This window comes from Aeromonas sp. 62-46 (genome assembly GCF_001898585.1).
GTDB lineage: Bacteria > Pseudomonadota > Gammaproteobacteria > Enterobacterales > Aeromonadaceae > Aeromonas > Aeromonas caviae.
In genome coordinates this window covers 144,068-162,956 of record NZ_MKUI01000047.1, presented here as the reverse complement: position 1 = coordinate 162,956, position 18,889 = coordinate 144,068, and the positions used below count along the sequence as shown (strand labels likewise).

The 18,889-nt window shown below is 62.3% G+C and carries 21 protein-coding genes and 1 riboswitch; of the genes, 12 read left to right on the top strand and 9 right to left on the bottom strand.

Annotated features, from left to right (window positions below; all coding sequences use genetic code 11):
* Nucleotides 1-45 precede the first annotated feature (45 nt).
* Nucleotides 46-1,113 (top strand): Gfo/Idh/MocA family oxidoreductase, encoded by a 1,068-nt coding sequence (locus tag BGO64_RS14710; RefSeq protein ID WP_286700918.1) that lies wholly within the window; start codon nucleotides 46-48, stop codon nucleotides 1,111-1,113.
* Between the two features lie 203 nt (nucleotides 1,114-1,316).
* Entirely contained in the window at nucleotides 1,317-2,213 is an 897-nt protein-coding gene (gene rimK / locus BGO64_RS14705; protein WP_010672657.1) for a 30S ribosomal protein S6--L-glutamate ligase, read from the top strand.
* A 154-nt stretch (nucleotides 2,214-2,367) separates the two neighbouring features.
* Here the strand turns inward: rimK and BGO64_RS14700 are convergent, their stop codons facing one another.
* Both BGO64_RS14700 and BGO64_RS14695 read right to left on the bottom strand, forming a co-directional pair.
* Nucleotides 2,368-3,624: a sensor histidine kinase gene (locus tag BGO64_RS14700; protein WP_124245175.1), complete on the bottom strand. Its 1,257-nt coding sequence runs from the start codon at nucleotides 3,622-3,624 to the stop codon at nucleotides 2,368-2,370.
* Nucleotides 3,621-4,289: a response regulator transcription factor gene (locus BGO64_RS14695; protein ID WP_039040446.1), complete on the bottom strand. Its 669-nt coding sequence runs from the start codon at nucleotides 4,287-4,289 to the stop codon at nucleotides 3,621-3,623. Before BGO64_RS14695 ends, BGO64_RS14700 begins: the two co-directional genes overlap by 4 nt.
* Before the next feature lie 90 nt (nucleotides 4,290-4,379).
* Between BGO64_RS14695 and BGO64_RS14690 the strand changes: the two genes are divergently transcribed.
* The 8 genes from BGO64_RS14690 (at nucleotide 4,380) to thiH (ending at nucleotide 12,518) form a co-directional block, all read left to right on the top strand.
* Complete coding sequence (locus BGO64_RS14690; RefSeq protein WP_286700917.1) at nucleotides 4,380-4,808, top strand: hypothetical protein; 429 nt, start codon at nucleotides 4,380-4,382, stop codon at nucleotides 4,806-4,808.
* A gap of 78 nt (nucleotides 4,809-4,886) precedes the next feature.
* Complete coding sequence (locus BGO64_RS14685; protein WP_039040448.1) at nucleotides 4,887-5,375, top strand: hypothetical protein; 489 nt, start codon at nucleotides 4,887-4,889, stop codon at nucleotides 5,373-5,375.
* Between the two features lie 62 nt (nucleotides 5,376-5,437).
* Nucleotides 5,438-5,551, top strand: a riboswitch (TPP riboswitch).
* Nucleotides 5,552-5,808: 257 nt separating this feature from the next.
* Complete coding sequence (gene thiC / locus BGO64_RS14680) at nucleotides 5,809-7,800, top strand: phosphomethylpyrimidine synthase ThiC (RefSeq protein WP_286700916.1); 1,992 nt, start codon at nucleotides 5,809-5,811, stop codon at nucleotides 7,798-7,800.
* Nucleotides 7,797-9,425 carry a thiamine phosphate synthase gene (thiE, locus tag BGO64_RS14675; protein ID WP_286700915.1) on the top strand — a complete coding sequence of 543 codons (1,629 nt, stop codon included), beginning with the start codon at nucleotides 7,797-7,799 and terminating at the stop codon, nucleotides 9,423-9,425. The genes thiC and thiE overlap by 4 nt, the downstream gene beginning before the upstream one ends.
* Nucleotides 9,415-10,194 carry a HesA/MoeB/ThiF family protein gene (locus tag BGO64_RS14670; RefSeq protein ID WP_042864550.1) on the top strand — a complete coding sequence of 260 codons (780 nt, stop codon included), beginning with the start codon at nucleotides 9,415-9,417 and terminating at the stop codon, nucleotides 10,192-10,194. The genes thiE and BGO64_RS14670 overlap by 11 nt, the downstream gene beginning before the upstream one ends.
* A gap of 2 nt (nucleotides 10,195-10,196) precedes the next feature.
* On the top strand, nucleotides 10,197-10,397 hold the full coding sequence (gene thiS / locus BGO64_RS14665; protein WP_039040452.1) for a sulfur carrier protein ThiS: 201 nt from the start codon (nucleotides 10,197-10,199) through the stop codon (nucleotides 10,395-10,397).
* A gap of 85 nt (nucleotides 10,398-10,482) precedes the next feature.
* On the top strand, nucleotides 10,483-11,250 hold the full coding sequence (locus BGO64_RS14660; RefSeq protein ID WP_286700914.1) for a thiazole synthase: 768 nt from the start codon (nucleotides 10,483-10,485) through the stop codon (nucleotides 11,248-11,250).
* Nucleotides 11,247-12,518 (top strand): 2-iminoacetate synthase ThiH, encoded by a 1,272-nt coding sequence (gene thiH / locus BGO64_RS14655; protein WP_286700913.1) that lies wholly within the window; start codon nucleotides 11,247-11,249, stop codon nucleotides 12,516-12,518. The genes BGO64_RS14660 and thiH overlap by 4 nt, the downstream gene beginning before the upstream one ends.
* A gap of 443 nt (nucleotides 12,519-12,961) precedes the next feature.
* On the opposite strand, the gene BGO64_RS14650 is transcribed toward thiH, so the two are convergent.
* The 7 genes from BGO64_RS14650 to BGO64_RS14620 form a co-directional block, all read right to left on the bottom strand.
* On the bottom strand, nucleotides 12,962-13,282 hold the full coding sequence (locus BGO64_RS14650) for a helix-turn-helix domain-containing protein (RefSeq protein ID WP_139735912.1): 321 nt from the start codon (nucleotides 13,280-13,282) through the stop codon (nucleotides 12,962-12,964).
* Between the two features lie 3 nt (nucleotides 13,283-13,285).
* On the bottom strand, nucleotides 13,286-13,591 hold the full coding sequence (locus tag BGO64_RS14645) for a hypothetical protein (RefSeq protein ID WP_139735913.1): 306 nt from the start codon (nucleotides 13,589-13,591) through the stop codon (nucleotides 13,286-13,288).
* A 459-nt stretch (nucleotides 13,592-14,050) separates the two neighbouring features.
* Complete coding sequence (locus BGO64_RS14640) at nucleotides 14,051-14,275, bottom strand: hypothetical protein (protein WP_160881181.1); 225 nt, start codon at nucleotides 14,273-14,275, stop codon at nucleotides 14,051-14,053.
* Between the two features lie 212 nt (nucleotides 14,276-14,487).
* On the bottom strand, nucleotides 14,488-15,003 hold the full coding sequence (locus BGO64_RS14635; RefSeq protein ID WP_286700912.1) for a hypothetical protein: 516 nt from the start codon (nucleotides 15,001-15,003) through the stop codon (nucleotides 14,488-14,490).
* Between the two features lie 4 nt (nucleotides 15,004-15,007).
* Nucleotides 15,008-15,421 carry a GNAT family N-acetyltransferase gene (locus tag BGO64_RS14630; RefSeq protein WP_286700911.1) on the bottom strand — a complete coding sequence of 138 codons (414 nt, stop codon included), beginning with the start codon at nucleotides 15,419-15,421 and terminating at the stop codon, nucleotides 15,008-15,010.
* Between the two features lie 155 nt (nucleotides 15,422-15,576).
* On the bottom strand, nucleotides 15,577-16,008 hold the full coding sequence (locus BGO64_RS14625; protein ID WP_286700910.1) for a GNAT family N-acetyltransferase: 432 nt from the start codon (nucleotides 16,006-16,008) through the stop codon (nucleotides 15,577-15,579).
* A 122-nt stretch (nucleotides 16,009-16,130) separates the two neighbouring features.
* On the bottom strand, nucleotides 16,131-16,763 hold the full coding sequence (locus BGO64_RS14620; RefSeq protein WP_286700909.1) for a Vat family streptogramin A O-acetyltransferase: 633 nt from the start codon (nucleotides 16,761-16,763) through the stop codon (nucleotides 16,131-16,133).
* A 222-nt stretch (nucleotides 16,764-16,985) separates the two neighbouring features.
* Here BGO64_RS14620 and BGO64_RS14615 point away from each other — a divergent pair, with 222 nt between their 5' ends.
* Both BGO64_RS14615 and BGO64_RS14610 read left to right on the top strand, forming a co-directional pair.
* Nucleotides 16,986-17,570, top strand: coding sequence for an LpoB-related protein (locus BGO64_RS14615; RefSeq protein ID WP_039040515.1), 585 nt, complete (start codon nucleotides 16,986-16,988; stop codon nucleotides 17,568-17,570).
* Nucleotides 17,571-17,964: 394 nt separating this feature from the next.
* The gene (locus tag BGO64_RS14610; RefSeq protein WP_042015352.1) at nucleotides 17,965-18,855 is read left to right on the top strand and encodes a sensor domain-containing diguanylate cyclase; all 891 of its coding nucleotides are present in this window, start codon (nucleotides 17,965-17,967) and stop codon (nucleotides 18,853-18,855) included.
* Nucleotides 18,856-18,889: the final 34 nt, after the last annotated feature.

Genomic DNA, 18,889 nt, shown 5'->3' with positions numbered 1-18,889 from the left:
CGGTGCGGGGCAGGCGCCGGGTACGCACGCCATATCGAGGTTGCCATGAAGATTGGATTTGTCGGTCTGGGGGCCGTAGTGCAGACAGCCTATCTACCTGCACTCACCGCACTGGCGGAAAATCCCGAGATATGGGGTTTTGATCCCGCCATCACCCTGCCCGGCGTCATGTCTGCCTCGACCCTGGAAGCTCTGCTGGCCGAACCCCTGGATCGGCTGGTGATCGCCACGCCCTCCCTGCTGCATCTGCCCGTGCTGGAACAGGCACTGGCCAGCGCCATTCCCCTCATCCTGGTGGAGAAACCCGTGGTGGCCACCCTGGCCCAGCACGATCGCCTGCACGCCCTGCTGGCGGACCCCGAGGTCGCGGCCAGGGTGCTGGCGCTGGATCACTGGATGGCCCGCAATGCCGTCCAGCAGTTGCTGCTGAGCGGCAAACTGGATGAAGGCTGGCAGCCTCGGGAACCAGGCTGCGCCGGGGTCGGGCTGGCCACCCTCGCCGATATCAGCGCGGTGGAGGGCTTTTTGCTGGAACCCTGCGGCCTGGACGAGGCGGGGCATCCCTATGCCCTCAACTTCGCCACCGGCGAGCCGGATCGGCGGCTGTTGCGCCACCCGGACGGTGTCATCCTCGACATCGGCACCCATCTGCTGGCGATGATCCGGGAACTGCTGGTGGCCCTGGGTGGGGACGACCGCCTGCACCTGATCGCGGAGGGCGTCTGCGACCGGCTGGGGCAGCCCATCCGGCGCGGGGATCTGGAGACTGCCGAGGGGCGGGCCTGCCTGCGCGGCGAGGCGGCAGGGGTGCCTCTGACCCTCTGGCTCGACAAGTATGCAGGTCCCGGGGTGGAGAAGAAGGGGCTTTGCCTGCACTTCAAAGACGGGCGGCGCATCGAGCTGCTTCGCCGCGGCAACCTGGAGTGGTTGCACCATCACGACGTCGACGGGATGCGGGGCTGGCAACATGAGGGGCCTCTCTATCGCCACTGCATCGCCCAGACCCTGCTGGCCCCCGTGCCTTTGGGAGGCTGGGCCGGCACCACGGCGCGCCGTTTGCAGGAGGTCGCCCTGCTGCTTGAGTTGCAGCAAGGGCTGCGCGGCCCCCATTGACGTCGCTGGCGTCATCGGGCATGAGGGCTGGTGGCTGGCGCCGTCTTGCAGAACGGTCTCTGGCTTTGGTCCGTCTTGAGTGCGGCACTCTCGGTTTTTGCCCGTTCTTGCAGAACCGCGCATGGTGAGGGGAAAGGATTGGCGTTGCCAGTCGTTCATGGCACCTTATACTCTCCAGTCCGATTATCAGGTCTGCCATTTCCATGAATATTGCCATTTTATCCCGTGAGCCCAACAACTACTCCACCCGCCGTCTGGTCGAGGTGGCCCGGGCCCGTGGGCACCAGGTCGAGGTGCTCGACACCCTGCGCTGCTACATGAACATCGCCTCCCACAGCCCCTCCATCCATTACGAAGGACGGGAGCTGGAGAGCTATGACGCCGTGATCCCGCGCATCGGTGCCAGCATCACCTTCTATGGCACCGCCGTGCTGCGCCAGTTCGAGATGATGAGCACCATGGCCCTCAACAGCTCGGTGGCCATCTCCCGCTCCCGGGACAAGCTGCGCGCCATGCAGCTGCTCTCCCGTCACGGCATCGGCCTGCCGGTGACCGGCTATGCCCACAGCACCCACGACGTACCGGATCTCATCACCATGGTGGGGGGGGCCCCCCTGGTGGTGAAACTGCTGGAGGGCACCCAGGGGATTGGCGTGGTGCTGTGCGAGACCCAGAAGGCCGCCGAGAGCGTCATCGAGGCCTTTATCCAGACCAACAACAACATCCTGGTGCAGGAGTACATCCGCGAGGCCAACGGCGCCGACATCCGCTGCCTGGTGGTCAACGGCAAGGTGGTGGCCGCCATGCGCCGCCAGGCCCAGCCGGGGGAGTTTCGCTCCAACCTGCACCGGGGCGGCACCGCCGAAGCCATCAAGATCACGCCGGAAGAGCGTGCCACCGCCGTGCAGGCCGCCAAGATCATGGGGCTGGACGTGGCCGGGGTGGACATCCTGCGAAGCGCCCGCGGCCCGCTGGTGCTGGAGGTGAACTCCTCCCCCGGCCTGCAGGGGGTGGAAGCTGCCTCCGGCAAGGACGTGGCGGGCAAGATCATCGAGTTCCTCGAGCTCAAGGCGAGCCGCAAGCACAAGCCGGCGGAATGAGTCCCAAACGAGTGTCAGACAGGTAAACACAGGGCGCCCTCGGGCGCCTTGTTGCTATCTGGGGGGGGGGCTGGAAGGCAGCGGGCTTGCCGGGAAGTGTCTCCCTTCTCCCGCTGTGTTGAACAGCCGGGGAGAAGGGCCGGGGATGAGGGGGCTATGCCGCCCCGGGGGCGCCGGGGATCATCACCAGCCGAGCGCTGAAGACCCCATCCACCAGGTGGGTCTCAATCTGCCAGCCCAGCTTCTCGCAGATGCGCTGGATGATGGTGAGGCCGCAGCCGTAGCCGAGGATCTGATCCGGCGCGGCGGCGGTGGGGTTGCTGATGGTGAGCACCTGCTCGTGAAGGGTGATCTCGATGTGCCCCTCGGCGTAGCTCAGGGCGTTTTTCAAGAGGTTGCCGAGGGCGATGGCGAGCAGGGAGAGGGGGGCCTGCACCTCGCTCTCCTCGTCCAGTTGCAGGCGAATGTCCAGCGTCTCCCGTTGCAGCAGGGGGGCGAGGCGGGTCAGCTCCCGGCGAATGAGCGGCGCCACCTGCTGGGGCGGGCGCTCCACGGCCTCCTTGCGTCCCAGCAGCAGGAAGGTTTCGGTGAGCAGGGCCATCTCGTCGGCGGCGGCGCGGATGCGGCTGACGGCGCGGGCTGCCGGGGCGGGCAGGTCATTCACCTTGCCGAGCAGGGCCGCGGATCCCTGGATCACCATGTTGGGGGTGCGCAGCTCGTGGCTGGCAAAGCGGCTGAACTCCTGTTCACGGGCAAACACGGCGGCTACCTCGTGCTTGCCCGCCAGCAGCGCCTGCTCTATCTCTCGCAGCTCCTGCCAGGGGGCATCGGGCACGAAGTCCCCCTGATCCGGGGTGAGGTGGGCGACCCGCTGGCGCAGCCGCTCCAGCGGCCTGGTGATGTGACGCACCAGCCAGATGCCGAAGGCGAGGCTCCCCAGCAGCAGAGCCAGGCCGATGAGGCGGGTCACCAGATGCAGCTTGGCTTCGTAAGGGTCGAGGTAGTCGTCCGCATCGTCGTTGAACACCAGATAGAGCAGCCCCTGACCCGAGGGGTGGGCGCGTACCAGGAAGTGCTTGTCCTCCCGACCCAGCTGATGCTCGAAGAAGCCGGGGCTCTGGTAGGCCTTGAGCCAGGCGGGCAGGCGGCCCGCCTCTGTCCAGTAGCTGGAGAACTGGCGCGGGCTGGGGGCGGGGGCCGCCATCCCGAGGCGCAACCAGTCGTCGTCATAGCGGGTTGCCTCCGCCTCCAGCCAGTGGCGCAGGCTCAGCTCCTCCATCTTGTTCTCGGCCACCACCATCAGCAGGCTCAGGATCACCAGCAGCAGCAGACCGGCCCCTCCCAGCGCCAGCACCAGGCGCCGGCGCAGGCTCGGCAGACCGGAGGCAAGGGGCGGCGTCGGGTTCGTCATGGGGTCACCAGCCGGTAGCCCTGGCCGTGCAGGGTCTCCAGCATGGGGGTGGGGAAGGGCTTGTCGAGTACATTGCGCAGGGCATAGATGTGGCTGCGCAGGGCGTCTGAGTCGGGCTCCTCGTCGCCCCAGACGGTGTCGAGCACCTCCTGGCGCGTCACCAGCTGTGGCGCGCGCTTCACCAGCAGGGTGAGGATCTGGAACGGGATCTTGCCGAGTTTGAGCTCCACCCCGGCGCGGGTGGCGCGGCCGCTGGCGGGATCCACCGTCAGATCGCCAAAGCAGAGCACGCCCATGTCCCCTCTGGGGCCACGCAGGCTGAGGGCCTCCAGGCGCACCTCCAGCTCCTCCATGGCGAACGGCTTGACCAGATAGTCGTCGCCCCCCGCCCGAAAGCCTGCCAGCTTGTCCTCCAGGCTGTCACGGGCGGTGAGAAAGAGCACCGGGGTCGCGATGCCGTCCGCACGCAGCCGCTCCACGGTACGCAGGCCGTCGAGGCGCGGCATCATGACGTCCATGATGATGACGTCGAAGCGCTCCTGGGCCAGCAGTTGCAGGGCCGCCTGGCCGTGATAGGCGCAATCTACCCTGTGCCCGGCCAGCGCCAGATAGTCCATGATGGTCTCCGCCACCTGGGGACTGTCTTCCACCACCAGTATTTTCATGCTCTGATCTCCTGGTCTGCGCCGCTATTTCACGGCCATTTCACACCGGATGGGTCATCCTGTGTGCCAGTGTAACCCCGAGGATCCCCGATGAAGAAGTCTCTCCGCGCCTTCTGGTTATTGATTCTATTGCCTTTTGGTCTGGTGCAGGCGGCCGAGTTCAAGCTCACGGGCCGCACCACCTGGCAGCTTGGCCAGTTGATGGTCAATGGCATTCCCTTCGTGATCGATGAGCGCACCCGCTTCAAGGATGGCCTGGATGAGGACGATCTCGGCGGGACCTGGGTCGATCTGGAAGGGGTCGTGCAGGAGACGGCGGCAGGGGCGCGGCGGCTCGTTCGCGAGGTGGAGGCGCTGGAAGAGGGGGACGAGATGGAACTGGAAGGGCCGGTGGAAGGGGGGCGGATCTGGGGCTATGTCACCTCGGATGGGAGCCTCTCCCCGTTCGAGGGACGCTGGCTGGAGCTGGAGTGCAAGTTTGACGGCATGCGCCTGAGCCAGTGCCGGGAGGATGACTGACCGGTCAGGGCGGACCGGGAAAAATTGCCCGTCCGGGGCCATAGTTAAACCTCACCCCGTGACCCCGGACCGCCTGCCATGACCCGAACCGCACTCTGCCTGCTGCTGTTGCCCTTCTGCACCCTTGCCGACGACGCCGAGCTCTGGCTGGTGGAGCTGGAGCACAACGACGGGGTGCGCCTGCAATTCCAGGGGGCTGAGCTGGAGCTCGGCAGTGCCGAACTGCACGGCGTGGCGCAGCCGGACGGGCTAGTGCCCGGCATGCACCTCGCGATCCAGAGCCGCTACGGCGTCGCCGAGACGATCCGGGTGCTCGACGGGGCGCCGGATCCGGCGCTCGGGGCCAGCTGGCGGCGGGCGGAGGATCGACTGCTCACCCATAATCAGCAGGCATTGCTGCTACAGGATCTCGGCGTGCTGGTGTTTGATGCTGACACTCGCTGGATCAACGGCAGCGCCGCCGATCTGCAACCGGGTCGCCGCCTGGTGCTGAGCCGGGATGAAGAGGGCCGCCTCACCGACATCCTCATTCCTGACCCCGAGGATCCCCTCGACGCCGAAGAGTGAGACCTCTCTCCCTTTCCCCTTGTTAATGGCTTGTACTTTAAATTTCCCCACTTATACTGGCGCACATCTTGTCGGAGTGCTGACCGTCGAACGACGCTAAGCTGAGACCGTTAATTCGGGATCCGTGGAACCTGATCAGGTTAAGACCTGCGAAGGGAAACAAGGGTAACTTGCGGGTTACCGCGCCGGGGAAGGCACACCTTTCCGCCAGCTGGAGGCAGACCGCCTCTGGCTGGCACAGGCGCACAGGGGGAGGTTGTCCCGCCGGGCCGTCAGGCCTGCGGATCTGCCACACCGGGCAGAGGGACGGCAGAGCAGGGAAGATCCATGCCCGACTCACTCCCCCGAGCACACCCCGCCGCAAGTTCATCTTCTCCTCGAACTCCAGACAAGCAAACACCCATAACTTCAACCAGTTAATGTGAGTTTTGCTATGTCTACCAATGTTTCTGATACCGCCAAATCCAGCCGCCGCGAGCAGCGCTCCAGCGCCCAGACCTTTATCGACAACCTCAAGGGGATGGCTCACCCCAACTCCCGCCGCATCTTTATCCAGGGTTCTCGCCCTGACATCCGGGTGCCTTTGCGGGAAATCCAGCTGGCCGACACCTTCGTCGGCGGCACCAAGGATGCTCCCCAGTTCGAGCCCAACGAGCCGGTGCCGGTTTACGATACCTCGGGCCCCTATGGGGAAGAGGCCGCCCCCATCGACGTGCGCCGCGGTCTGCCGCGCCTGCGGGAGAATTGGGTGCTGGAGCGGGATGACACCGACGCGCTGGACGGGCTGAGCTCCACCTTCACTCAGGAGCGGCTGGCGGACGAGGGGCTGGATCACCTGCGTTTCGAACATTTGCCGAGCGCCCGCCGTGCCAAGCCGGGCCGCCGGGTCACCCAGCTGCACTATGCCCGCCAAGGCATCGTCACCCCCGAGATGGAATTTATTGCCCTGCGCGAGAACATGGGCCGCGAGCGGGTGCGCTCCGAGCTCCTGCGCACCCAGCATCCGGGTCAGGGCTTTGGCGCCAGACTGCCCCAGAACATCACCCCCGAGTTCGTGCGTGATGAGGTGGCCGCCGGTCGCGCCATCATCCCCAGCAACATCAACCACCCGGAAGCGGAGCCCATGATCATCGGCCGCAACTTCCTGGTGAAGATCAACGCCAACATCGGCAACTCGGCGGTCACTTCCAGCATCGAAGAGGAAGTGGAGAAGCTGGTCTGGTCCACCCGCTGGGGCGCCGACACCGTGATGGATCTCTCCACCGGCCGCTACATCCACGAGACCCGCGAGTGGATCCTGCGCAACAGCCCGGTGCCCATCGGTACCGTGCCCATCTATCAGGCGCTGGAGAAGACCAACGGCATCGCCGAGGATCTCACCTGGGAGCTGTTCCGCGACACCCTGCTGGAGCAGGCCGAGCAGGGGGTGGACTACTTCACCATCCACGCAGGCGTCTTGCTGCGCTTCGTGCCCATGACCGCCAAGCGCCTCACCGGCATCGTTTCGCGCGGTGGCAGCATCATGGCCAAGTGGTGCCTGTCGCACCACAAGGAGAACTTCCTCTACGAGCACTTCCGCGAAATCTGCGAGATCTGCGCCGCCTACGACGTGAGCTTGTCGCTGGGTGACGGTCTGCGTCCGGGCTCCGTCTATGACGCCAACGACGAGGCCCAGTTCGCCGAGCTGCGCACCCTGGGCGAGCTCACCAAAATTGCCTGGGAATACGACGTGCAGGTGATGATCGAGGGGCCTGGTCACGTGCCCATGCACATGATCGAGCGCAACATGACCGAGCAGCTCGAGCACTGCCACGAGGCGCCCTTCTATACCCTGGGCCCGCTCACCACCGACATTGCCCCGGGGTACGATCACTTCACCTCCGGCATCGGCGCCGCGCTCATCGGCTGGTACGGCTGCGCCATGCTCTGCTACGTGACTCCCAAGGAACACCTGGGCCTGCCCAACAAGGAGGACGTGAAGCAGGGGCTCATTACCTACAAGATCGCCGCCCACGCGGCTGACCTTGCCAAGGGCCACCCGGGCGCCCAGATCCGCGACAACGCCATGTCCAAGGCGCGCTTCGAGTTCCGCTGGGAGGATCAATTCAACCTGGCCCTGGATCCCGACACCGCCCGCGCCTACCACGACGAGACCCTGCCTCAGGAGTCCGGCAAAGTGGCCCACTTCTGCTCCATGTGCGGGCCCAAGTTCTGCTCCATGAAGATCACCCAGGACGTGCGCGATTATGCGGCGAAACTGGAAGCCGTGGAGATCAAGCTGGTCGGCATGGACGGTCAGCAGGAGCGGGTGGTGGCCGAGGTGGAGAGCGGCATGGCCCGCATGGCGGAAACCTTCAAGGAGACCGGCGGCGAGATCTACCATCAGGCGGCGACCCTGAAGCAGGCCGCAGGGGAGGAGGCGTGAGCAGCGAGCGCGGGGCTGTCAGCCCCGCCGACCTGTCCGCCGTGACGGCGGCCCGCCCCCTGGGCTGTGCCCTCAAAATGAGAGTCTGGACCATCGCCGGGTCCGACTCCGGCGGCGGGGCCGGCATTCAGGCCGACTTGCACACGATGCATGACCTCGGCGTGCACGGCTGCTCCGTCATCTCCGCCATCACGGCCCAGAACTCGGTGGCGGTGAAGATGGTCGACCCCGTGCTGATGCAGACCTTCGCCGCCCAGATCGATGCCCTGGGGCTGGATCTGCCACCCGCCGCCATCAAGATCGGCCTGCTGCCGACCCGGCTGCATGTGGAGGTGCTGGCACGCAGGTTGTCGACCGTCGAGGCTCCCTTCGTGGTCTACGACCCGGTGGCCATCGCCAGCACCGGCACCCCCATGGCGGAGCCCGGCATGCTGGTGGCGGTGCGCGAGCACCTGCTGCCGCGCCTCTCCTTGATCACCCCCAATGGTCCCGAGCTGGAAGCCCTGACCGGCCTGCCCGCCACCAGTCCAGAGCTGGTGCGCCTCGCCGCCCGGCGGCTGCGCGAACTCGGCGCTCGCGCCGTGCTGGTCAAGGGGGGCCACCTTGAATGGGGCGGGGATCTCTGCCTCGACTACTACCAGGATGAGACCCGCGAATTCTGGCTCGCCGCGCCGCGCCTCGATACCCGCCACGGTCACGGCACCGGTTGCGCTTACGCCAGCGCCATCGCCGCCGTGGTGGCGCAGGACTATCCGGTGGAGGACGCCATCACCCTGGCGCGCGCCTACCTGCAACAGGGCTTGGCGGCGGCGCAAGGGGTGGGGGCAGGCCCGGGTCCCATCGCCCATCTCGGCTGGCCTGCCGATCTTGCCCACTTCCCCCGTGCCGTGCTGGCGGGCTCACCGCTCGATCGCCGCTTTGGATTGTATGAAGCGAGCAGCGCCCGTCTGCCGCAGGGCCCCTTTGCGCCGACCGAACACAACCTCGGCCTCTATCCGGTGGTGGACTCGGTCAAGTGGCTCAAACGCCTGCTGGGGGCCGGGGTCAAGACCATCCAGCTGCGGATCAAGAATCTGCCCGCCACAGAGGTGGCGCCGGCCATTCGTGATGCGGTAGCGCTCGGTCGCCGCCATGGGGCGCGGCTCTTTATCAACGACTACTGGCAGCAGGCCATCGAGGCGGGCGCCTGGGGCGTGCATCTGGGGCAGGAGGATATGGAGACCGCCGATCTCGCCGCCATTCAGGCGGCGGGGCTGCGCCTTGGCATCTCCACCCACGGCTACTTCGAGCTGATGCGGGCCCGCGAGCTTGCCCCCTCCTATATCGCGCTGGGCCATATCTTCCCGACCAACACCAAGGCGATGCCTTCGCGCCCCCAGGGGCTGGAGCGGCTGCATCGCTACCGCGCCCTGATGGCGCAGTGGCCGACGGTGGCCATCGGCGGCATCAGCGAGGAGCGGGTGGCGGCGGTCAAGGCAAGCGGGGTCGGCAGTATCGCGCTGGTCTCGGCCATCACGGCGAGCGATGACTGGCAGGGGGCGACCGAGCGGCTGCTCGCCGCCGTGGGGGCGGGGGATGAGCCGCGTTCGGCCACCGTGATACGGGAGGCTGAACATGCGCTCTGATGCCGCTTCTCTTAGTGACAAAGAGTACCTGAGATACGGCCGCCAGCTGATGCTGGCGGAAGTGGGGGAGGCGGGTCAGGCGCGGCTCAAGGATAAATCCGTGCTGATCGTGGGCCTCGGCGGGCTTGGCTCGCCGCTGGCCCTCTATCTGGCCGGTGCCGGGGTAGGCACCCTCTGGCTGGCCGATGGCGACACGGTGGATTCCAGCAATCTGCCGCGCCAGATCCTGTTCGATAGCGAGGCAGTCAACCACTCCAAAGCGGAGCTGGCCCGCGAGCGCTTGGCGGTCCACAACCCGTTGGTGGAGCTGATTGCCATCAACCAGCGGCTCGATGCCGCCAGCCTGCCGGAGTTTGTGGCGGAGGTGGATCTGGTGATCGACTGCTGCGATAACCTCGCCACCCGCCAGGCCATCAACGCCGCCTGCGTGGCTCAGGGCAAGCCCTGGATCTCCGCTGCCGCGGTGGGTTGGCAGGGGCAGCTGATGGCGCGCACCAGCAGTGAGCACGCCTGCTACGCCTGCCTCTATCCGCAGGATACCAAGATCAAGGAGAGCTGCGAGACCAGTGGCGTCACCGGCCCGCTGGTCGGGGTGATGGGCTCTTTGCAGGCGCTGGAGGCGCTGAAACTGCTGCTCGGGATGCCGAGCCCGGTGGCGGGCACATTGCGCCGGTTCGATGCGTTGACCCATCAGTGGCAGACCCTCACGCTGGCTCCCGACCCCGATTGCCCGGTTTGCGGCAGCACCCACCCGGCCCTGGAGAATTAACCATGAAGATCCGATTGAACGATATCGAGCTGACGCTGCCCACCGGCCAGCGCCTGACTGAGCTGCTGGCGGTGCAGGAGATTCCCCCTCAGGGGGTAGCGGTGGCCCTCAACGGCGCCGTGCTGCCCCGTGGCCGCTGGGCCGAGACCCGTCTCAATGACGGGGATGAACTTCACCTCTTCACCGCCATCGCGGGAGGCTGACCCATGATGCTCGCAGTCCCATCTTCGAGCGCCCTGCCTTGCGGCGGGGCCTCATCTCTTCTTATCGCAGTGGCCGGAGGCTGACATGCTCAAGATTGCCGATCACACCTTCTCTTCGCGCCTCTTCACCGGCACCGGCAAGTTTGCCCGCCCGGAACTGATGGCCGCCGCCATCGAGGCAAGTGGCTCCCAGCTGGTGACCATGGCCATCAAGCGCCTCGAACCGGGCAAGACCCACGACGATATCCTCACGCCTCTTCGACAACTCGGGGTCAAGCTGCTGCCCAACACCTCCGGCGCCAAGACCGCCGCCGAGGCGGTGTTTGCCGCCCACCTGGCCCGCGAGGCGCTGGGGACGAACTGGTTGAAGCTGGAGATCCACCCCGATCCGCGCTATCTGCTGCCCGATCCCATCGAGACGCTGAAAGCCGCCGAGCAGCTGGTCAAAGAGGGTTTCGTGGTGTTGCCCTACTGCGGTGCCGACCCTGTGCTGTGCAAACGGCTCGAAGAGGTGGGCTGCGCCGCCGTGATGCCGCTCGGCGCCCCCATCGGCTCCAATCAGGGGCTGGTGACCCGGGAGTTTCTCTCCATCATCGTCGAGCAGGCCAATGTGCCCGTGGTGGTAGATGCGGGCATAGGGGCGCCGAGCCACGCGGCCGCCGCCTTTGAACTGGGTGCCGATGCCGTGCTGGTCAACACCGCCATTGCGGTGAGCGGCGACCCGATCGCCATGGGCCGCGCCTTTGCGCTGGCCTGTGAGGCAGGCCGTAGCGCCTATAAGGCGGGCCTCGGCGCCCGCGCCCTGCAGGCCCAAGCCTCCAGCCCGCTTACCGATTTTCTGGGGGCGTTATGAGTCAGCATGCCAATGACCCCACCCCGACCCTCCCCTTGCCAGGGGAGGGAGTGTCGACTCCGCCCTCTTGTGAAGTAGGAGATCGGGGGAGCGGATTAACACCTCCCCCTTGTGAAGGGGGAGGCCGGGAGGGGGTTGAGAGAAAGTCGGAGAGTTTTCTCGATAGATGGCAGGAGCTGGAGTGGGACGATATCGGCATGCAGATCCGCGCCAAAACTGCCGCCGATGTGGCACGCGCCCTGAGTGCCCCGCGCCGCACCCTGAGCGATTTTATGGCGCTGATCTCCCCGGCCGCCGAGGCGTATCTGCCGCAGATGGCAGCCGAGGCCGAGCGCCTCACCCGCCAGCGCTTTGGCAACACCATCGGCTTCTATGTGCCCCTCTATCTGTCGAACCTGTGCGCCAACGACTGCACCTACTGCGGCTTCTCCATGAGCAACCGCCTCAAGCGCAAGACCTTGAATAGCGAGGAGATTGAGCGCGAGTGTCTGGCCATCAAGGCGCGCGGTTTTGACAGCGTGCTGCTGGTGACCGGTGAGCACGAGCACAAGGTGGGGCTCGCCTATTTTCGGCAGGTGATGCCCATCATCCGCCGCCACTTCAGCACGGTGGGGATGGAGGTGCAGCCCCTCTCTCAGGACGAATATGCCGAGCTGAAAACCCTCGGCCTCGATTCGGTCATGGTCTATCAGGAGACCTACCACGCCCCCACCTATGCCCGCCATCACCTGCGCGGCAACAAGCGGGACATCGCATGGCGCCTCGCCACGCCGGATCGGCTCGGCCACGCCGGTATCGACAAAATCGGGTTGGGGGCGCTGATCGGTCTCTCCTCGGACTGGCGCGCCGACAGCTACTTTGTCGCCGAGCACCTCGCCTGGCTGGAGCGCCACCACTGGCAGAGCCGCTACTCCCTCTCCTTCCCGCGCCTGCGCCCCTGCACCGGCGGGCTGGAGCCTGCCGTGGTCATGTCGGATCGCCAGCTGGCCCAGCTTATCTGCGCCTGGCGCCTCTTCTCGCCCACGCTGGATTTGTCCCTCTCCACCCGCGAGTCCGCCACCTTTCGCAACGGCGCGGTGCGCCTTGGTATCACCCAGATGTCGGCCGAGTCGCGCACCCAGCCCGGCGGCTATGCGGAGGGGGATGCCGAGGAGCTGGAGCAGTTCGCCATCCACGACGACCGCCCGGTGGGGGAAGTGGCCGCTGCCGTACGACAGGCGGGTTTGCAGCCGGTGTTTAAAGATTGGGAACCGTTTTTGGGTCGCTAAAGAGGCGTATCCCCAGTGATAACAGACAGCGGCAAGCAGATCGGAGGGGCATATCCCCGCCACTGCTTGCCGCTTTGCTTTGTTTGTTCCAACAGGATTGTCTCTCTGGTGTAACGATGGCTCTTGATATCGTTTCGCCAGTGCAAAAATCGTGGCTGCTGCTCAGCTTATCGAATTGGTCATTGCGACCATTAGCAATGGCCGATTTGGGGGAAAGGGGTTGCCGGTGGCGGCTATGTAGCCTGCGTAGGGTGCAATAAGCGGAGCGCATTACACCGCGATTGTGACAAGAGGTGCAACTCACTTCATTCATTACACTCTATGATGCAGATTTGTATTTGTTGCAGGAGGTTTAATCAAGCAAGAAAAGCAAAAAAATAAATGGCAGCACAAATATTGCCATTTATCTAATTCGTAGCTTTTTATTTTTTCCAATGTGAATGTCAGCTATTATTGTTATGTCTTTTCTCACGTAACAATACCTCAAATATCTGGATCATCTCTGAGATTTCTGCTGAGTTTGTTATATCTCTTACTTCATCTATTAGTTGAGATGGTTCGTTGAACTCATCAATGGGCACGTTGAATAACGATGATGCCTTTGATAATATTTTTTTTGATGGGCATTTTTTTCCATTTTCTATAGATGATAGATACGATGTTGTTATGTCTAATGCATCAGCAGTATATGCGAGACTATACTGCATCTTAATTCTCAGCCCTTTTAATTTGAATCCCGCAAAGGCCATGTTAATTTTAGTCATCACTTACTCTCTTTTAAGGTTTAAATGTTTAATTTGTAATTCACATCCCCCTCTAGTGTTGTGGTGAACAAGAGTTGACCACATATGAGCGCTACTAATAAAGATACCTGACCGTTCTTTAAAGTATAGTTTTAGTTTGTTGAATATAGACACAAAGTTTTCTCTGGCTTCGCTCGTTATTGCCACCGTCAGCCAAGGCTTAGGCTTTAATTCAGAGTCTCTACCTGCATAGATAAATCCAAGTTCACTGGATAATAGTTCCTCCAATACTATATCTATAGATAGGATTTCTTTATGGAAAAATTCCATTTTTTCTATCCTATTGAGATTGGAAATAACCATGTTAGCAAGTCTCTAATCAAAATTGAAAACCTGTTGATTACTTATCCTAAGCAAGGAAAATAGTCAGATTCTCTTGCTTTACAAAAAAGTGATTGCTTCACTTTTTTGCAGTACGGTCAATGGTTATGCTAAGAGAAATGAACTTTTCATGTTGCATACCTATAACCAAATGGAGTCAAAAGACTTGTTTTAGACAGATTTTTATAGTGTAGCTGTCATACCTATCACTTTGATGTACTATCTCAGTGCTTCCGGCATTGAGGGCTCGTTGTTGTTTACCAAAATACTTGGTGGCCCCAGTAATTGCAGTGACTGTACCACTGTGTTTTATTGTTACACCTCCATTAATGACAAATTTAATTATTTGTCGGCTATGGAGAGCTAAATTTGTAAGCTTGCAAGGCCTACAGTGAAGCGAGTGCTGTGTTAGGAGTCGGACAGTAAATCGAAAATGAACTTAAAAAGACCAATGGTCTTGATAATAGTGTTAGTGTTGAGTGCACTATTATCCAGATCGAGTAACAGTTGTTCTTTCACGTCACTCAACTGCTTAGTCATATCGTCTTGTTGATTCCTTGTTGTTGCTTCAATCAAGCTCTCAATCATTACCACAGCACGTTTGATTGCTTCACGATCATTATTAAATTTCATAGTGATACCTTATAGGTCAAGCGTGAAGCAATCACATTGACTGTATGGAGCTAGTAATCACGTCTAATCAACATGATGGAAGATAGCATTGAGCAAAAGTGAGATCAATTGATTTTTTAAAGTTTTTAACTTTTCCTGGGTGATGTTAATGACCCACATGATCCGCGTCTCATTGGCAGTTCGATACAGCAGTGATAACGAAGTACTTGCTGTTACGGCACTACTTTGGCAAGCCCAGTAAGGTAATCAATCAGCGAGAAAGGCTGAGCAAATTCCTTCATCCCGGCCAATCTATCCAGCTCTGCTTGGCCGACTTGCTGTAACTGGGTTTGCTGGGATGGCGTCAGGGTGGTAGCTCTCGCCTTGATCAGGGTGTCGAGAAAACTGCGGTCTCCCTCAACCGCCTGATGGAACGCCTTGAGCGCCAGCGCATCGACTTCTGCTGCGGTGCAGCGCTCCATGCTTTTCTCATGCAGATAGATCAGCACGGTCGCCTGCTGTGCTTTCTCCAGTGACCAGAAGGGGTCGCTTTTCGCGGGTAGTGTGGCGCTGTGTTGTGACTTGATCGCTGCGCACCGCTCAAATGCCGGATCCAGATCGTGTAGTGACAGGGCTAGGACGCTGGAGCTGGTTGCAAGCAGCGCAAAGAGCAAGGCAAGGCGCCTGTAGAAGGAGAAACTCCGGCTACCCGGCGCCTTGTCTATTGCAGGGCTGTTGCGGCCGCTCATCGGCTTATGACTGCTTTTTCAGAAAGTAACTGATATGCCCCGGCGGCATATCGGGCAGCTGGCCAAAGACCTCGTAACCCTGCTTCTGGTAGAAGGGGAGGGCCTGAAAACTGGTGGTTTCCAGGTGGTAGTTGGTGATGCCCTTGCTTTGGGCGTACTGCTCCATGGCGCCGAGCAGGCGGCCGCCCCAGCCGTCGCGGCGGATGCGTTCGTCGATCCAGAGCCAGTCGACGTGCAGCCAGCCCCACTTGATGTCGGCGATGATGCCGCCGTGAACCTTGCCCTCTTCATCCTTGATAAAGCTGGCGATCCGCTCGCGTAGATGGGTGCCGGCGTGATCCTTGTTGTAGCCCGAGAGACCAATGCGCAGCGCCTCAACATCATCGTCCTGAGGCGGTTGGGGTGGGGTGAGTTGCATGGTGCTTCCTGTTTGATGATGGCTGGGGGATGGCTTCCTGCACGGCTATCTGCCCGCGGCTGTTCAGTGTCACCTGCGGCTGACCTGTTCCACCGGGCAGACAAGAAGGCGGATATCCCAACATGACAGTCCCGGGTATGAAGGTGAATGATTGGTCAGGACTTTTCGGCGGCAACCCGCTTAAGCCCCATACCAAGACTGGCAGGCGCCGTGAGCGAGAAACCGAATTGTTGATAGAGTCGGTACGCCTCCCCATCTGCCAGCAAGCTGACATAGCCTGACTCCGGTACCTCGCGGGCGATATAGTCGGCGATCTCCGTCATGATCTTTTTGCCTACCCCTTGACCCTGATATTCAGGTAGCACTGCAATATCAACCACTTGATAAAATGTCCCGCCATCTCCGATGATGCGGCCCATGCCGATGGCGGTCTGGCCGCAAAACACCTGGACGGCAAACAGCGTATTGGGCAGACCACGCTCTGCGGCTTCAAGCGTCTTTGGGCTGAGCCCGGCTGCGGTTCGAAGATAGCGATAGGTTTCGACGGGCGGTGTTGAGTGGACGACAGTGAAAGCGGGTGTGGTCATGTTGATAACTCCAGTGGGACCTGATTGTTTTAAATTCCTTGTAACGCACTGATCTGGTTATGGATCCGTGCTCTCCAGGGCTGTTTGGGGAGGTTCTCCCGATGCCTTCAGGTGGGCAGCCATCACCCCGCCCTCTCCAACTCGTCCATTTCCCCGCCGCCGATCAAGTTCAAATTCCGGCTGATCCGCTCCACCGGCCAGTCCCACCAGGCGAGGGCGCCCAAACGGGCGATGGTGTCGTCGTCAAAGCGATAGCGGATCACCTTGGCGGGGTTGCCGCCGACCACGGCGTAGTCGGGCACGTCCGTGGTGACCACGGAGCGGGCGGCGATGATGGCGCCGTTGCCGACTTGGACCCCTGGCATGATCAGGGCGTCATAGCCTATCCAGACATCGTTGCCGATGACGGTATCCCCCTTGTAGGGGAGGCTGCCAGGGGCCGGGGCGGCACTCTCCCAGCCGTTGCCGAAGATAAAGAAGGGGTAGGTGGAGAAGCCGGAGGTCTGGTGGTTGGCACCGTTCATGATGAACTTCACCCCGCGGGCGATGGCGCAGAACTTGCCGATGATGAGCTTGTCGCCGATGAAGGGGAAGTGGTAGAGAACGTTGCGCTCGAAGCCCGCCGCATCCTCCGGGTCGTCGTAATAGGTGTAGTCACCCACCTCGATATTGGGTCCCTTGATGGTGTTCTTGATAAAGCACACCTGGGGGAAGCCGTTCATGGGGTGGGGGTTGGCGGGATCGGGTCCGTGCATGGGGGCTCCTCTGGGGTCTGGGGTCTGGCTACCCTAACGGAATCGGGTGGAGCCTTGCCACCCTTTTGTGCCCTCCGCTTCGCCAGTCTCTGTCGCCCCCTGCCCATGTGCGCATCGACCCGGGGCGGGTTTGTCTCTAGCATGGAGGGGCGGCGGAGTCTGGCTCCGTCAAAATGGATGATGGACGAAGTGCGCCTTGCACACTTCTGGCGGAGAGAAAAGATGAAGCTGCGTTCCTTGTTGATGGTGGGTGCCCTGCTGCTGGGCGGGTGTGCGGTCAATCCCTATGGGGGAACGCCTGCGCCGGTCGGCGAGCCGGACAAGCCGGTGACCAAACCAGAGAAACCCGTGGCCGAGCCTGACAAGGCCGAGCCGGTGCCTGCCCCCAAACCCGTGGCACCGACGGGGCTGGCGGTCGCCTTGGCCGATGACTTCCTGAAGGCCGCCGATGTGCAGGCACTGGCGGGCAGCAGCCCGGTACTGCTGCTGATGGCGCCCCAGAACGGCACAGGGGAAGCCTTCAGCACCCAGCCCCTGGCGGTGGCCATGATCCAGCGCATTCAGGCCAATAGCGGTTTTCGTTTCGCAGACCCGGGCCAGGTGGCGGCCATCACGGGTCAGCTCGAATACCAGCAGGGGGGCATGAACCCCGCCTCCCTGGTGCGTCTGGGTCGCCAGACCGGGGCGGGTTACATGCTCTACGGGGATCTCCTCTCTGAAGGGGGCCGCTATCGGCTCGCCATGAGCCTGATGGATCTCAAGAGCGGCGAACTGCTCTGGAATGCCAGCCGATCCGCTGCCCGCTGATGTCGGCTCGCCATGAGCCTGATGGATCTCAAGGGCGGCGAACTGCTCTGGAACGCCAGTCGATCCGCTGCCCGTGCCGGATCCCTCTTGACCGGGATCCGGCCTTGTCCCCCTTGTCCGGGGGCGGGAATACCCCTGTGGCGCCCCTGACGTCACAGGGGTTGGCATGTCGCACTGCCTGAAGGCAAAAAAACCTTCCTGACTGTCTGACAGCTCTGGTTCTGACAGCATCCCCGATTGCTACCATTCACTTTGCCGGAGGCTTGTCCGGTGAACACGTCACCGATCGCATTCTTCCCGCCCGGCAGGCAGCTTTCTGCCCCTGTGCGATACTCGATGAGTCTTGTATAACAGGAGTACAGGGACCCACTCCCACGGATAGCAAGGAGCTCGGATGGCGCTCTCAGTGGCACAACTCTACGAAGTGATGGCCCAGTTGCCGGATCCCGTTTTCATCCTCAGCGAAGATGGCTACTACATCGAGTACATCGGCGGGATGGAGCAGCAGTCCTACCAGAACGGCAACCCGCTGATCGGCAGACAACTGCTGGACGTGCTGCCCGAGGACAAGGCGCAGTGGGTGATGGCGCAGGTGGCTCAGGCCCTCGCCAGCGGCCAGGTGCAGGTGGTGGAGTATGACCTCTCCCCCGCCGAGGTGGACGGCATCGACGCCGACGCCGGGCCCCAGGGAATGCAGCGTTTCGAGGGCAAGATAGCGCCCTTGCCCTCTTTATATGAGGGGAAGCGGGCGGTGGCCTGGATGACCCGCAGCATCACCCGCCAGCACGAGCTGCAACAGCGGCTCAAGCGGCTCGGGGAGACGGATCAGCTCACCGGCCTCTACAACCGCCACTTCTTCTTCGACCAGTATCACCACAGGGTGCAGGGGCAGCATCTCACCGGCCTCATCATGCTGGATCTCGATCACTTCAAGCAGATCAACGATCGCTTCGGCCACCAGACCGGAGACAAGGTCTTGTGCCGGGTCTGCGAGTGCGTCTCTGCCCAGTTGCGGGGGGAGGATCTCTTCGTGCGCAGCGGTGGCGAGGAGTTTCTGATCCTGCTGCCGCAGATAGACGAGGGGATATTGCTGAAGGTGGCGGAGCGGATCCGCGCCGCAGTGGCGGCCATGGCGCCGGATCCCGCCCCCGTGACCGTGAGCCTGGGCACCACCCTGATCCGGCCGGGAGAGGATCTTGGCACCGTGCTGGCCCGGGCGGACGAGTGGCTCTATCGGGCCAAGCGGGGCGGGCGCAACCGGGTGGCCCACGATGGGGCGCCCTGAGGGGCGCAGTGAACAGGAAAGAGGGCGACCCGGG